The sequence below is a fragment of the Streptacidiphilus rugosus AM-16 genome, from assembly GCF_000744655.1.
In the GTDB taxonomy this organism is placed as follows: Bacteria; Actinomycetota; Actinomycetes; order Streptomycetales; family Streptomycetaceae; genus Streptacidiphilus; species Streptacidiphilus rugosus.
On sequence record NZ_JQMJ01000003.1, the window covers coordinates 191,389 to 205,315 of the forward strand.

A 13,927-nucleotide genomic window follows, 5' to 3' on the forward strand; every position below is an offset into this window, starting at 1 on the left:
GGTCTCAATCCGCCGTGCCGCTGCCCGGAGCGGCCGTCCGGCACAGGTCACGGGCCTCCCCCGCGAGCTGCGGGCAGAGGCGGGTCCGGGCAGACGTGTCGTGGTAGTTGACGTTCCAGTAGCTGACCAGACCGGCCACGCAGATCTGACGCTGCCCGTCCCGCGGCGCGGCCATGCACTGCGCCGCGTCCCAGACCGGGCGTTCCAGGTTGTACTTCATGATCCTGGAGCCCGTCCCCTTGGTGCAGGAGTCCCGGCCGTCCTGGTCCGGTGCACCCAGGCACCAGCGCAGGGACTGCCCGAAGGCCTCCTGGTGGTGGACGTAGTCGTGGGTCTGCAGGAAGTAGATCGGTGCGTAGAAGTAGCAGGCGCTCCGGAACACGCTCGGCTGTTCCGGACAGGGATAGAGGGGTTCGGCGGCCAGCTGTGCGGCGGGGAGCTTGGCCAGCGCGGTCGGGTCGTCCTCGTCCGGCTCGAAGAGCTGCATGAAGATGCCCTCGGCGCAGGAGCCGATCTGGCCCCGGTCGCCGAAGCGGTCGCAGAGCTGCTCCGCCTTGGCGACGTCCAGGTGCGAGACGAACATCGCGCCGTGGCCGATGCCGTGGAGGCAGGAGCCGGTCGGCGAGGGGCCGCAGAGGCGGGTCACGTCCCGCTCGGGGTCGGCGCTCTGGGCGAGCTTCTCCTCCATGATTCCGTGCAGGTAGCCGGAGCCGCAGACGTCGTTGCTGTAGTTCAGCGCCTGGGTGACGCTGCCGTGGTACTTCTCCAGCGCGGCATGTCCCAGGTCGTGCGCCACCGGGTGGCAGAAGTCGTTGACCTGCGGCTGGCTGACGGTGATCCGCTCCAGCTCGGCGAGCGCCCTCCCCGGGTCGGTCGCGTCCAGTTCGGCGACCAGGTGGTCCCGCAGCGTGCTGCGGGTCCAGGCGGCCGGCGTCACCGGGGCGGTGGCGGACGGCCGGGGGGTCGGCGGGACGGCGACGGGGAGGGCGTCCACGGACGTGGTCGCCACCGCGACGGTCCACGGCGTGGTCGCGACCGCCCACACGCCGGCGAGAAAGATGCCGAGCGCGGCAAGCAGTGCGAGTGGTCGGCCCACGATTCCCCCCGTGACGTTGGGTGCTGTGTACATCCACCCGGATGCGGATCACCACCCGATCGGTTGCGGGGGAACGATCCTGTCGTCAGACGGTGACATCCAGGGACTCGAGCCCTCTGATCACGTATCCGGGCTTCCAGCGCGGCTCCGACGCTAGGGCCAGATCGGGCGCGAGGCGCAGAAGCGCGCCGAAGGACTCCGCGAGCTCCAGCCGGGCCAGCGGCGCGCCCAGGCAGAAGTGGATGCCCGCGCCGAAGGTGATGTGCGGGTTGTCGGCGCGCCCGAGGTCGAGTCGGTCGGGGTCGGCGAAGCGTTCGGGGTCCCGGTTGGCGGAGCCGAAGAGCAGGGCGATCTCGCTGCCGCGCGGGATCAGCTGCCCGCCGACCTCGACGTCGTCCAGCACCCAGCGCTCGAACATCTGCAGCGGGGTGTCGTAGCGGAGCAGCTCCTCCACCGCCGTCGGCATCAGCGCCTCGGGTGCGGCCCGGAGCCGGTCGAGCTCGCCGGGGTTGCGGAACAGGGCCCACCAGCCGCTCGCCGTCGTGTTGACGGTGGCCTCGTGGCCGGCGTTCAGCAGCAGCACGCAGGTGGAGATCATCTCCTGCTCGCTGAGCCTGTCCCCGGCGTCCATCACCGCGATCAGTGCGCTGACCAGGTCCTCGCCGGGCCGGGCGCGGCGCTCGGCGATCAGTGCCCGCAGGTAGTCGGAGAACTCGACGCTGGCCCGCACGGCCCGCCGGGCGGTCTCCTCGGTCGGGTTGAGCTCGAACATGCCGGTGATGTCGGCCGACCAGGGGCGCAGCAGCCCGCGGTCCGCCTCGGGGACGCCCAGCATCTCGGCGATCACGGCCACCGGCAGCGGCTCGGCCACGGCGGCGACGAGGTCTCCGCCTCCGTCCGCCACCAGCCCGCCGGCCAGCTCCTCGGCCAGCCGCCGCACGGTCGGGCGCAGCGACTCGACCATGCGCGGGGTGAACGCCTTGCCGACCAGGCGCCGGATCCGGGTGTGGTCGGGGGCCTCCAGGTCGAGCAGGCCGTTGCCGTTCAGCACGTGGAACGGCTCGTGCTCGGGCGGCGGGGCCTGCCGCCCGAACTCCTCGTGGGTGAAACGGTGCAGGTAGGTACGGCCGAGCCGGCGGTCCCGCAGCAGGGCGTTGACGTCCTCGTAGCGGGAGACCAGCCACTGCCCGCTCGGCTCGTACCAGCTGACCGGCGCCTCGGCGCGGAGCCGCGCGTAGGCGTCGTAGGGGTGCGCCACGAACTCGGGCGACCAGGGATCGAACGCGGCGGCCCCGCTCGTGGCGCTCATGGTGCCCCGGCCCTTACTGCTTCAGCTCGGCGAAGGCCTCGGCGCTGCTGTCCTGGAGGAACTGCCAGCAGCGGGACGCCTCGTCGGTCTCCTTGATCGCGTCCGCGGCGCGGGCCAGCGCGGCGAGGCTGCGCAGGAAGCCGCGGTTCGGGCGGTGGCTCCACGGCACCGGGCCGTGGCCCTTCCAGCCGGCGCGGCGGAGCTGGTCGAGCCCGCGGTGGTAGCCGGTGCGCGCGAAGGCGTAGGACTCGACCACGCGGCCGGCGGTGAAGGACTCGTCGGCGAGCTGGGCCCAGGCCAGCGAGAAGGTCGGGAACTGCGCGGCGACGTCGGCCGCGGAGAAGCCGCCGTCCGCGAGCATGCCGTAGGGCTGTTCCTCCTCCGGCAGGAGGGTGGGCGCGGGTCCGCCGAGCAGGTTCTCGTGAAGGCTCATGCGTGCAGTCTGCCACGACGCCCGAAAGGCCCGGCGGAGTCGGCTGCGGACCCGGCGGTGGATTCGCCGGGCGGCTCCGCCGTGGCCCGGACCATGCCCGGCGGCCGGGTTCAGCCGCCCACGATGTCGTCGTAGACGCGGACCGCGTCGAGCGCGCCGTCGGGGCCGCGGTGGTAGACGCCGAGGCCCGGCTGCGGGGTCAGCCGGAAGTCGCCCCAGCTGAGCGCGTTGTACTCGACCGCGCAGCGGACGCCGTCGTCGACGACCGTGCAGATGTCCACGCCGATGCCGCCGACCGCGCCGAGGAAGGCGGCGAAGAACGGGCCGATGTCGTCGCGGCCGTGGTGGACGTAGGGGCCGCCGGAGGGCTCACGGAAGCTCGCGTCCTCCGCGAAGCAGTCGGCGACCGCGTCCGCGTCGGCGGCGGCGAGGGCGGCGAAGTAGGCGCCGACGCGGTCCGCGGGCAGCGCTTCGCCGCCGGGGAGGCGGGCCGGGCGCATCCGGTTGGTACCGGTCAGCGGCCAGCTGCTGGCGTGGACCCGCACCTCGACCCGCCGCCCGCTGTGCTCGATCACGGCCGCGACCGGTTGCGGCACGCGTTCGCCCGGGCCCCTGGGGTGGTCGAGCTCCAGCTCGGCCTCGACCACGGCCCTGCGGCCGACCATGATCCAGTCGAGCACCCGGGCCTTGGTCTTCCGCTGCTCCTGCCAGCGGGCCGAGGCTCCGAGCAGGTCGGCGACCGCGGCCCGGTCGGTGGTGAGGCCGCGCTCGGGCTCGTCGACGACCAGGTCGACGGGCCAGGGCGAGTCGGGGTCGGGTGGCTCGCCCGCGGCGAGCGATCTCAGGAAATCCACGCGGGCCGAGATCGAGGTATCGGCGGCGGGGTCCGCCGCGAGGAGGTCGGCAGCGGCGGCGGCGAAGTCGGGAATCCAGAACATGGAGAGTCACGGTAGGGCGCTCGTCCGGGCCTGCGGGAGAACTGCCGGGCAACTCGGCCCGACAAAGTCAGCTCAGTCTTCAGGCGGCGCTCGAGCGGGACTCAAGTGAAACTCGAGTTTTCTTCGTCCAGGAATGATCCAGCCCCATGTACACCTCACGAAGTATCGAAGCACCCCTATGGAGGCCTCGGGCTGGCGGGTACCGTCGGAGGCCTATCGACGGGGGAGGGTAGCGATGACCGAGCGATCCTGGACTCCTATGACTCCGGCAGCTGCCTTGGAATTCGCAGATTTCCTGAGCGATCTGATCTTCAGGTCCTTGCCCAGAAGTGACCAGCGAAGATGGGCACGGGTCTACCTGCAGGGCCTCGTCATAACCCCCGGAAAGAAGACCATCCGCAATATCGCCAGCGAATACGAGGGTCCGGTTGAACAGAGTCTCCAACAGTTCATCAGCAAGTCACCCTGGGAATGGTCTGCCGTCCGCCAGGATTTGGCTCGCTATGTCGAATCCCGCATCCCGCAGCGGTCCCAGGCCTGGGTGGTCCGCCCGCTCGTGATCGAGAAGGCCGGCAGTCATTCGGTCGGCGTGGCCCGGCAGTTCGTGACGGAGCTCGGCCGGGTGGCCAACTGCCAGCAGGCGGTGGGGATCTGGCTGACCTCGCCGGAGGCGAGCTTCCCGGTGGAGTGGAGCCTGGTGCTGCCGCGCCCCTGGAACACCGACCCGGGGCTGCGGCGCCGTGCCAGGATTCCCGAGGCGGCCGGGGTGCACACGCCGGAGCAGGCGGCGCTGAACGCGGTACGCCACATGATCGAGAAGTGGCGGCTGCCTCCGCGCCCGGTGGTGATGTCGCTCCAGAACGCCAACGAACTGGAGACGGTCGCCGCCTTCCACGCGCTGGACATCCCGTTCGTGTTCAAGGTGAGCGGCTCGCTGCCGATCACCACCGGCCACGAGTCCCGTGGGCATCTGGGCCAGGGGCGGACCAGGGCGCTCGACCTGATCAACCTCTGCCGTGCGCAGCGCCGCCCGGTGGAGTGGGACTGCCCACGCCGTGAGGAGCGGCGGGTCACCCCGCTGGTCGCGCAGGAGGTCCTGATCCAGTCCGGACAGCCGTCGTCGGCCCAGCCGTCGGCGGTGCCGCAGCAGGCCGGCGGCGGGGAGGGGGGTCCGATGCTGTTACTCGGCGCATGGTCGGGATCGGGCGAGCAACCGGACGAGTTCTGGCTGAGCAACATGAGCCAGACCTCTCCCGCGCACGTCTTCCGGCTGGCGAAGCTGGCGGAGCGGGTGGAGCGCGACTACGACGACATCCTCGAACCCATCGGCATCAGGGACTTTGAAGGCCGCTCCTTCCGCGGCTGGCACCACCACACCACCCTGGTCTCCGCGGCGCACGCGGTGATCGCGCTGGGCGCCCGCCAGGCGCTCGCGCCGGTGCCGCCGCCGACCTCGGCCTACCTCTACACCCCTGACCCGCGTCCGCGCTGGGTCGGCTCGGAGGGAGGGCACCACCGTGCTTGAGATCTCCGCGGAGCTGGACGGCTGGTACGCCGCCGAGCGGGAGTTCGCGCTGGCCACGGTGGTCCGGGTGACGGGCAGCGCGCCGCGCGGGGTGGGCGCCGCGCTGGCCGTCGACGAGTCCGGCACGGCGGTGGGAAGCGTCTCCGGCGGGTGCGTCGAGGGCGCCGTCTACGAGCAGTGCCAGGAGTCCCTGAGGACCGGCCGCAGCAGCCTGCAGCACTACGGCTACAGCGCGGAGGACGCGTTCGCGGTCGGGCTGACGTGCGGCGGCGAGCTGGACGTCCTGGTCACCCCGCTGCTGCACGGCTCGGCGCCGCGGGGTGTCCTCTCGGAGACGCTGGCCGTGCTGCGCGACGGCAGACTCGGCGCGCTGGCGCGCGTCGCGGCGGGGCCCGAGCTGCTGGTCGGCCGGGCCCTGCTGGTCCATGCGGACGGCGCTCAGCGGGGGACGCTGGGCGTCCCCTCGCTGGACCGCACGGCGGCGGCGGAGGCGCGGGCGCTGCTGGCCGCCGGGCAGACGGCGACGGTGGACATCGGCGTGCGCAGCAGTCGCTGCGGCGAGCCGGTGAGCCTGCTGGTGGAGACGAACACCCGCCCGCCGCGGCTGATCGTCTTCGGCGCGGTGGACTTCACGGCCGCGCTGGTCCGGCTGGGCGCCTACGCCGGCTTCGAGGTGACCGTCTGCGACGCGCGGCCGGTCTTCGCGACGGCGGCGAGGTTCCCCGAGGCGGAGCGGGTCGTCGTGGACTGGCCGCACCGATACCTGGCGGCGGAGGCCGAGGCGGGCCGTCTGGACGGCCGCACCGCGGTGTGCGTGCTGACGCACGACGCGAAGTTCGACCAACCCCTGCTGCGGCTGGCGCTGCGGCTGCCGCTCGCCTACGTGGGCGCGATGGGCTCCTGGCGGACCCACCACGAACGCATCACCGAACTCCGCGAAGCGGGCCTCACCGACGCGGAGCTGGGCCGCCTGCGCTCCCCCATCGGCCTGGACCTCGGCGGCCGCACCCCGCAGGAGACCGCGCTCTCCATCACCGCCGAGATCATCGCCGACCGCCACGGCGCCACCGGCGCCCGCCTGGGCGCCTCCGGCCGGCCGATCCACTAGGGACTCCGTCCGGGACACTCAGCCCTGATCGTCAGGCGCGGTGCGGCGCAGGGCGGCTGGTCGGCCACGCATCGGGCCCACTCGGCCGAGCCCACCAATCCCCCGCCCTTCGGCGGGGAGGGGCCGCGAACCGCGGTGCCCGCCGGGCCGGCCCGGCGAGTACTCCCACGGGCCCCGGCCCCGCCCGGTCCACGCCGGATCAGCCCCGGCGTCAAGCGCCGTGCAGCGCAGGGCGAATCCCCCGGCGGTCGGCCGGGAGGGACCCGCGAAGCCCGGCACCGGACGGGCCGACCCGGCGAGCCCTCCGACGGGCCCTGGCCGCAGCCGGTCCGCGCAGGACCGGTCCGCGGCATCAAGCGGCCTGCCGCGCAGGGCGGATCCCCGGCCGTCGTCCGGGAGGGACCCCGCGAAGAGCGGCACCACACGAGTCGGTCCGACGCGGCCTTTCCGCCGGGTCCTGGCCCCACGCCGGATCAGCCCCCGGCGTCAAGCGCCGTGCAGCTCAACGCGAAGAGTCGGCGCGGTCCGGGAGCCTGGGGGTGTACCCGGCCGAGCCCGGCGGCTCGGCCGGGGGGCGGTGGCAGGTGACGCGGGCCGGCGGGAGTCGACGGACCGGGCCGGGGGCGTCAGTTCCACGGCTCCCGGTCGGGGTCCTCCCCGAGCAGCGCCGCCGCGACTGCGCAGAGGTCCTGGCCGTAGAGCTGGTTGCTCCCGAAATCGGACCCCCAGAGCTCGCTCGCGGCCTGCGCCACGGCGCGCCAGCTGTACTCCTCGTCCACCCGCCAGGTTCGAATCTGCAGCGCCGTCTCCAGGCTGATCGTCGCCGGATCCACAAGGGGTGGGTTCATACCGCCGATCATAGGGACGCGGCGACCCCGGCCGGCGCCGCGCGCCTTCACGCCGGTTCGCGGAGGGGGATCGCCAGTTGGTTGGCGGCGTAGTAGGCCGCGATGAGGCCGTGGGCGATGAGGGTGAGGGAGGCGGAGACGAAGGCGAGGCCGAAGGCGACGGGGTAGGCGACGGCGCCGAGGCCGAAGCGGAGGCGGGTGCCGCGGGCGCCGGCGGGGTCGACCTTGGCGTGGAAGAGGTGGCCCTCGCGGGTGACGTACCACCAGAAGACGGTGAAGGAAAGGGCGTAGACCACCATCCAGCCGCTGTACAGCACCGCCGCGGCGAGGCCGTCGTCGACCGAGACGGTGAGGTTCTGCGCCATCACCGCCGTCGTCCACGGGATGATCGAGACCACCATCAGCACCAGCAGGTTCAGGAAGAGCAACGGGCGGTCCACCCGCACCAGGTGGTTGAAGATGTGGTGGTGGTTGACCCACATCACGCCGATGATGGTGAAGCTCACCACGTAGGCCGCGTAGTGCGGCCACTGCACGCCCAGCTGATGCCAGAGGCTGTGGCCGGGGCCGCCCTTGGGGGCGTGGATGTCCAGGATCAGCAGGGTGATCACGATGGCGAAGACGCCGTCGCTGAAGGCCTCGATCCGGCCGGTCTCCTGTTGCATGCGGGTGCGCTCCTTCCGGGAGGAAAGAGGGGGGAGGAGAAGGGGCGCGGAAGGACGGGGGGACCTCCCGCGCCCCGGTCAGGGGGTCAGCTGCCGAAGCCGGCGGTCTGGCGCCAGATCTTGTCGTCGCGCACGATCAGCGTGCCGAAGGCGTGCTCGGGCTCGCCGTTGAGGCTCATGATCGCGCGGTAGAAGATGGTGTCGTCCGTCTCGACGTACTCCTGGAGCTCCAGGAGCCGCGGCTTGACGCTGAGGTAGCCGGTGAAGGTCTCCCGCACCTCCTCGATGCCGGTCGAGACGCCTTCGAAGCGCAGCAGCACCGCGTCGTCGTTGTAGTTCTTCATCAGCGCGTCCAGGTCGAGCGCGTGCAGCGCGTCCATCTGGCGGCGGAAGACGGGGTGCAGCTTGGACATGTCGTAGCTGGCCATGGTCGGTTCCTCTCGGTAGGTCGTCGCACTACGGATCGGCGGAGACGGGGAGGCGCACCTCGATGCGGGTCTCGCCGGGGACGGAACGGGCGCTGATCGTGCCCTTGTGGCGCTGGGTCACGATCTGGTGGGCCAGGTGGAGCCCGAGGCCACGGCCCCGGCCCACGTCCTTGGTGGTGAAGAAGGGCTCGAAGACCCGCGGCAGGGCCTCCGCCGCGATGCCGGGGCCGGAGTCGATCACGTCGACGACCAGCGCGCCCGACTCCTGCCGGACCCGGAGCGTCAGCGTGCCGCGGCCGGACATCGCGTCGACCGCGTTGTCGACCAGGTTGGTCCACACCTGGCCCAGCTCGGCCGGATAGCCGCTGAGCGCAGGCAGTTCGGTCTCGTACTCGCGGACCACGCTGACCGGGCCGAGCTTGGTGCGCAGCAGCGTCAGCGTGCTCTCCAGGCTCTCCACGACGGAGACCGCGCGGCGCGGGCCGCGGTCGCGGCGGGTGCAGTCGCGGGTGGCCGCGACCAGCGCGGCGATGCGACGTCCCGCCTGGCTGAGCTCGGCGGCGGTGGTGCGCGCCTCCAGGACCGCCGCGAGGTGGTCCAGCGCGGCGGGGAGGACCGTCGGGCCGAGCCCCGCCGTGTGTTCGCGCAGGTCCGCGAGGAGCAGACCGCGTTCGGCCATCACCGTGGCCAACAGCCCGGGATGGGCGGCGCCGGCCGCCTCGGCCCAGTCGGCGAGCTCGTCCTCGATGTCGGCCATGGTGAGGGCGTCCACCGGCAGGGCGTCGTCGGGCTCGGCGGCGACCAGCTGGCGGATCATCGCGGCGACGGAGGCGTGCTCCGCCGGGGAGGCCACCTCGCCCCAGGTCCACGCCGTCTCCACCAGCAGCTCGACGACGTCGGCCAGTTCGCGGGCGGCCCGGTCGACCACCGAGACGGGGTTGTTGAGCTCGTGGGCCAGGGCGGCCGCGAGAGTGTCGAGGGCCGCGGCGGCCGCGTGGTCGCGGGCCTGCGTCTGGACGCTCTTGAGCCGCCAGGCCAGCACCGGAAGCAGCCGGCGGGCCACACCGTTGCAGCGGTCGAGCATCTCGGCGAAGTCCTCGCCGGAGTAGCCGACCAGCTTGACCGGTCCCTCGGCCCGCACCGTGGCGGCGTGAGCGGTACCGCTGAGCAGCGGGATCTCGCCGGTGACGCAGTTCGCGGCGAGCGGCTTGCCAGGCTCGGGGCGGGCCGCGGCCGGGTCGGAGCTGTGCCGGGTCAGCTCCTCCTCCTGACCGTCGAGGACCTTGGTGACCACGAGCTCGCCGTCCAGCAGCACGTAGAAGTGGGCCGCGTCCTGGCCCTCGCGGAACAGCACCTCGCCGGGGACCAGCCGGCGCGGCTCACCCACCTTGGCCAGCCAGGCCAGCTCCGCGTCGGCCAGGCCCTCGAAGAGCAGCACCCGTCCCAGCGCGGCACGCAGTGATCCGGTGCTCATCGCCTGTCCTCTCGCGTGCTCATCGCGGCACCAGCCAGAGCGCGCCGAGCGGCGGCACGGTCAGTCGGGCGTGGGCCGGCAGGCCCGCGTGCGGGACGGGGGCGGCACGGACGCCGCCGGGGTTGCGGACGCCGCTGCCGCCGAAGTCCTTGGCGTCCGTGTTCAGCAGCTCCTGCCAGACGCCCGCGCGGGGCAGGCCCAGCCGGTAGCCGTGGTGCACGACCGGGCTGAAGTTGAAGATCCCCACCAGCGGGGCGCCGTCGGCGTCGTAGCGGACGAAGGAGTAGACCTGGTGGTCGGCGTCGTCCGGGTCGATCCAGCGGAAGCCGCCGGGCTCGCAGTCGCGCTGCCAGAGCGAGGGCAGCGCCCGGTAGTGGCCGTTGAGCGCCCGCACCAGCTGCTGGACGCCGCGATGACCGAGGCCCTCCTCGCCGGGCAGGTCGAGCACGTCCCAGGCGAGCCCGCTGTCGTGGTCCCACTCGCCGGGCTGGGCGAACTCCTGGCCCATGAAGAGCAGGTGCTTGCCCGGGTGCGACCAGAGATAGGCCAGGTAGACGCGGAGGTTGGCGAAGCGCTGCCAGCGGTCGCCGTGCATCTTGCGGAGCAGGCTGCCCTTGAGGTGGACCACCTCGTCGTGGCCGAGCGGCAGCAGGAAGCGCTCGCTGTGCGCGTACATCATCGCGAAGGTCATCCGGTGGTGGTGGTACCGCCGGTTGATCGGGTCCTCGGCGAGGTAGGCGAGGGTGTCGTGCATCCAGCCCAGGTCCCACTTCAGGCCGAAGCCGAGACCGCCGTGCTCGACCGGGCGGGTCACGCCCTCCCAGGAGGTGGACTCCTCGGCGATGGTGACCACGCCGGGGCAGCGCCTGGCCAGCGTGTCGTTGAGCTCGCGCAGGAAGGAGACGGCGTCGTGGTTCTCCCTGCCGCCCTCCGCGTTGGGCAGCCAGGCGTGCTCGGCGCGGCCGTAGTCGAGGTAGAGCATCGCCGCGACGGCGTCCACGCGCAGCGCGTCGACGTGGAACTCCTCGCACCAGTAGACGGCGTTCGCGATCAGGAAGTTGCGGGCCTCGGGGCGGCCGTGGTCGAACTGGAGGGTGCCCCAGTCGGGGTGTTCGGCGCGGCGCGGGTCGGGGTGCTCGTAGAGGTGGGTGCCGTCGAAGCGGGCCAGCGCCCAGCCGTCCCTGGGGAAGTGCGCCGGCACCCAGTCCATGATCACGCCGATGCCGGCCCGGTGCAGCGCGTCGACCAGGGCGCGGAAGTCGTCCGGGGTGCCCCAGCGGGCGGAGGGCGCGTAGTAGGAGGTGACCTGGTAGCCCCAGGAACCGCCGAAGGGGTGCTCCATCACCGGCAGGAACTCCACGTGGGTGAAGCCCATCCAGGCGACGTAGCCCGGCAGCTGTTCGGCCAGCTGGCGGTAGCTCAGGCCGTGCCGCCAGGAGCCGAGGTGGACCTCGTACACGCTCATCGGCGCGGCCTCGGCCGGACGCTCGCCCCGCGCGGCCAGCCAGTCCTGGTCGCCCCAGCCGTACGACGAGCGCTGCACCACCGAGGCGGTGCGCGGCGGGCATTCGGCGGCGCGGGCGAACGGGTCCGCCTTCTCCCGCACGACGCCGTCGGCGCCCAGCACCTCGAACTTGTACCGCGCGCCCTCCACGACCTCCGGCACGAAGGTCTCCCAGACGCCGCTGTCCTCGATCCGGTGCAGCGGATGGCCGCTGCCGTCCCAGCCGTTGAAGTCCCCGACCAGCCGGACGGCGCGGGCGGCGGGCGCGAGCACCGTGAAGGCGGTGCCGGAGCGGCCGTCGGGACCGGTGTCCCGGTGCGCGCCGAGGACCCGCCACAGCTCCTCGTGGCGACCCTCGGCCAGCAGGTGGAGGTCGAGTTCGCCGAGCCTGGTCACCAGCGGCTCCGGCGGATCGTCAGGATCTGCGCCACCCGCTGACGCGGGTCCAGGCGCACGGTGTTGACCTGGCCCCAGCGCGAACTCCCACCGCCGAGCTCGTCGTCCACGACGAAGCCCTCCCCCGGACGCAGACCCAGCGCGGCCGGGTCCAGCTGGACCCGGCCCTCCTGCGGCCGGTACGGGTCGAGGTTGAGCACGACGACCACCCGGTCCTCGCCGGCTCCGCCCGTCGCGCCCACGCTCTTGGAGAAGCAGAGCAGGTGCTCGTTGTCGGTCCGGTGCAGCCGCAGGTTGCGCAGCTCGCGCAGCGCGGGGTGGCGGCGGCGCAGCCGGTTCAGCCGGGTGATCAGCGGAGCGATGCTCTCGCCGCGTTCCTCCGCGCCGGCCCAGTCGCGCGGGCGGTAGTCGTACTTCTCCGAGTGCCGGTACTCCTCGCTCCCCGGCCAGGCCGCGACGGACTCGCAGAGCTCGAAGCCCGCGTACATGCCCCAGCTCGGCCCGGTCGTCGCCGCCAGCACCGCGCGGATCTCGAAGGCGGCGCGGCCGCCGGTCTGCAGGTGCGCGGGGAGGATGTCGGGGGTGTTCACGAAGAGGTTGGGCCGCAGGTAGTCGGCGGCGGGCGTGCCGTCGAGCCCGGTCAGCTCGGCGAGGTAGTCCTCGACCTCCGCCTTGGCGGTGCGCCAGGTGAAGTAGCTGTACGACTGGTGGAAGCCGACCCTGGCCAGCGCCTGCAGCATCGGCGGGCGGGTGAACGCCTCGGAGAGGAAGAGCACGCCGGGGTCCTCGGCGTGCACGGCCCGCAGCAGCCGCTCCCAGAAGTGCAGCGGCTTGGTGTGCGGGTTGTCGACCCGGAAGATCCGCACGCCCTGGGCCCGCCAGTGGCGCAGCACCCGCAGGCACTCGGCGAGGATGCCGTCGGGGTCGGTGTCGAAGTCGATCGGGTAGATGTCCTGGTACTTCTTCGGCGGGTTCTCCGCGCAGGCGATGCTGCCGTCGAGCCGGTAGCGGAACCACTCGGGGTGCTCGGTCACCCACGGGTGGTCCGGCGAGCACTGCAGCGCGAAGTCCATCGCCACTTCGAGTCCCAGCGACTCCGCCTTGGCCACGAAGGCGCGGAAGTCGTCGAGATCGCCGAGGTCGGGGTGGACCGCGTCGTGGCCGCCGTCGGGGGAGCCGATGGCCCAGGGCGAGCCGGGGTCGCCGGGCCGGGCGTCGAGGGCGTTGTCCCTGCCCTTGCGGTGCGAGCTGCCGATCGGGTGGATCGGCGGCAGGTAGACGACGTCGAACCCCATGGCCGCGATGGCGTCCAGTCGGCCCGCGGCGCTGCGCAGCGTGCCGGAGCGGCGCTCGGCGCCGCTGCCGGTCGCTCCTTCGGAGCGGGGGAAGAACTCGTACCAGGAGCCGTACAGGGCACGCTGCCGGTCCACCCGGAGCGGCAGGGCCGCGCTGCTGCTGAGGTGCTCGCGCAGCGCGGCCGGCCGCGCGGCCAGCACGTCGGCGACCTCCGGGGCGCGCAGGGCGGCGAGGCGCTGCAGCGGAGGGCGACGGCTGTCGCGCAGCAGCTCGGCGGTGGCCGCGAGCGCGGGCACGCGAGCGAGCAGCTCCGCCCCCTGCCAGAACGTCAGCTCGACGTCGACCCCGGCCGCGACCTTCGCCTGGGCGGCGCGCAGCCAGGTGGCCACGGGGTCCACCCAGGCCTCGACCCGGTACTGCCAGTCGCCTTCGCGGTCGGCACGGATCTCCGCGGTGAACCGGTCGGTGCCGCGGGTCAGCTCCCTCATGGGGAACCGCAGTTCCCTGGCGGGACGGCCGGGCGCGAGCAGGACGACTTGGGCGGCCAGCGTCTCCGCGCCCTCCTTGAACACGGTGGCCGAGACCTCCACGGTCTCGCCTGGCACGGCGCGGGCGGGCCTGGCCCCTCCTTCGACCTGCGGTCTGATCCTTTCGATCACGACCCTCCCGAGCGTCGACGCGGTCTCCGCGGAGCGGAGCGCGGTGGGGTCGTAGCTCGGTGTGGTCGTCACTGTCCTCATCCCCCGTCTCGTCGTGATCGTCATGCAGAGGCGTTCAGCCCCCAGGGGCGCGAGGAACTGCGCGGGCAACCACCCGGTGCGGACAGCCCTGCTCGTTCGGTGACTCACCCCATGGGGTGGCTTGTCGCACGCAGTTCATCGAGCAGAGCCCCGCGCCCCTGGGGTCG

The 13,927-nt window shown here is 72.8% G+C and carries 12 protein-coding genes; 2 read left to right on the forward strand and 10 right to left on the reverse strand.

Features of this window, described 5'->3' with window-relative positions:
• Positions 1-4: 4 nt before the first annotated feature.
• The 4 genes from BS83_RS04275 to BS83_RS04290 form a co-directional block, all read right to left on the reverse strand.
• Positions 5-1,096, reverse strand: coding sequence for a hypothetical protein (locus tag BS83_RS04275; RefSeq protein WP_037601136.1), 1,092 nt, complete (start codon positions 1,094-1,096; stop codon positions 5-7).
• Positions 1,097-1,181: 85 nt separating this feature from the next.
• Positions 1,182-2,405, reverse strand: coding sequence for a cytochrome P450 (locus BS83_RS04280; RefSeq protein ID WP_037601139.1), 1,224 nt, complete (start codon positions 2,403-2,405; stop codon positions 1,182-1,184).
• 13 nt (positions 2,406-2,418) lie between these two features.
• A complete protein-coding gene (locus BS83_RS04285; RefSeq protein WP_037601142.1) occupies positions 2,419-2,838 on the reverse strand; it encodes a DUF3151 domain-containing protein in 420 nt (139 codons plus the stop codon).
• A 110-nt stretch (positions 2,839-2,948) separates the two neighbouring features.
• Positions 2,949-3,776 (reverse strand): nuclear transport factor 2 family protein, encoded by an 828-nt coding sequence (locus BS83_RS04290; protein ID WP_037601145.1) that lies wholly within the window; start codon positions 3,774-3,776, stop codon positions 2,949-2,951.
• Positions 3,777-4,053: 277 nt separating this feature from the next.
• Here BS83_RS04290 and BS83_RS04295 point away from each other — a divergent pair, with 277 nt between their 5' ends.
• Both BS83_RS04295 and BS83_RS04300 read left to right on the forward strand, forming a co-directional pair.
• Positions 4,054-5,301 carry an IS701 family transposase gene (locus BS83_RS04295; protein WP_198035140.1) on the forward strand — a complete coding sequence of 416 codons (1,248 nt, stop codon included), beginning with the start codon at positions 4,054-4,056 and terminating at the stop codon, positions 5,299-5,301.
• Positions 5,294-6,409 (forward strand): XdhC family protein, encoded by a 1,116-nt coding sequence (locus BS83_RS04300; RefSeq protein ID WP_037602534.1) that lies wholly within the window; start codon positions 5,294-5,296, stop codon positions 6,407-6,409. The genes BS83_RS04295 and BS83_RS04300 overlap by 8 nt, the downstream gene beginning before the upstream one ends.
• Before the next feature lie 626 nt (positions 6,410-7,035).
• On the opposite strand, the gene BS83_RS04305 is transcribed toward BS83_RS04300, so the two are convergent.
• The 6 genes from BS83_RS04305 to BS83_RS47225 all read right to left on the reverse strand — a co-directional run bounded on the left by BS83_RS04305 (position 7,036) and on the right by BS83_RS47225 (position 13,760).
• Positions 7,036-7,257 carry a hypothetical protein gene (locus tag BS83_RS04305; RefSeq protein ID WP_037601147.1) on the reverse strand — a complete coding sequence of 74 codons (222 nt, stop codon included), beginning with the start codon at positions 7,255-7,257 and terminating at the stop codon, positions 7,036-7,038.
• Between the two features lie 47 nt (positions 7,258-7,304).
• Positions 7,305-7,922: a TMEM175 family protein gene (locus BS83_RS04310; protein ID WP_037601150.1), complete on the reverse strand. Its 618-nt coding sequence runs from the start codon at positions 7,920-7,922 to the stop codon at positions 7,305-7,307.
• Positions 7,923-8,008: 86 nt separating this feature from the next.
• Complete coding sequence (locus BS83_RS04315; protein ID WP_037601152.1) at positions 8,009-8,350, reverse strand: nuclear transport factor 2 family protein; 342 nt, start codon at positions 8,348-8,350, stop codon at positions 8,009-8,011.
• A gap of 28 nt (positions 8,351-8,378) precedes the next feature.
• Entirely contained in the window at positions 8,379-9,824 is a 1,446-nt protein-coding gene (locus tag BS83_RS04320) for an ATP-binding protein (protein WP_037601167.1), read from the reverse strand.
• 19 nt (positions 9,825-9,843) lie between these two features.
• Positions 9,844-11,724 (reverse strand): 1,4-alpha-glucan branching protein GlgB, encoded by a 1,881-nt coding sequence (glgB, locus tag BS83_RS04325; RefSeq protein WP_051942601.1) that lies wholly within the window; start codon positions 11,722-11,724, stop codon positions 9,844-9,846.
• On the reverse strand, positions 11,721-13,760 hold the full coding sequence (locus tag BS83_RS47225) for an alpha-1,4-glucan--maltose-1-phosphate maltosyltransferase (RefSeq protein WP_408640962.1): 2,040 nt from the start codon (positions 13,758-13,760) through the stop codon (positions 11,721-11,723). Before BS83_RS47225 ends, glgB begins: the two co-directional genes overlap by 4 nt.
• Positions 13,761-13,927: the final 167 nt, after the last annotated feature.

Excerpts from the sequence above, each read along its gene's own strand:
- BS83_RS04280 (WP_037601139.1), bottom strand. The coding sequence starts at position 2,405 with ATGAGCGCCACGAGCGGGGCCGCCGCGTTCGATCCCTGGTCGCCCGAG.
- BS83_RS04315 (WP_037601152.1), bottom strand. The coding sequence starts at position 8,350 with ATGGCCAGCTACGACATGTCCAAGCTGCACCCCGTCTTCCGCCGCCAG.
- BS83_RS04320 (WP_037601167.1), bottom strand. The coding sequence starts at position 9,824 with ATGAGCACCGGATCACTGCGTGCCGCGCTGGGACGGGTGCTGCTCTTC.
- BS83_RS47225 (WP_408640962.1), bottom strand. The coding sequence starts at position 13,760 with ATGAGGACAGTGACGACCACACCGAGCTACGACCCCACCGCGCTCCGC.
- BS83_RS04310 (WP_037601150.1), bottom strand. The coding sequence starts at position 7,922 with ATGCAACAGGAGACCGGCCGGATCGAGGCCTTCAGCGACGGCGTCTTC.
- BS83_RS04290 (WP_037601145.1), bottom strand. The coding sequence starts at position 3,776 with ATGTTCTGGATTCCCGACTTCGCCGCCGCCGCTGCCGACCTCCTCGCG.
- BS83_RS04285 (WP_037601142.1), bottom strand. The coding sequence starts at position 2,838 with ATGAGCCTTCACGAGAACCTGCTCGGCGGACCCGCGCCCACCCTCCTG.
- BS83_RS04305 (WP_037601147.1), bottom strand. The coding sequence starts at position 7,257 with ATGAACCCACCCCTTGTGGATCCGGCGACGATCAGCCTGGAGACGGCG.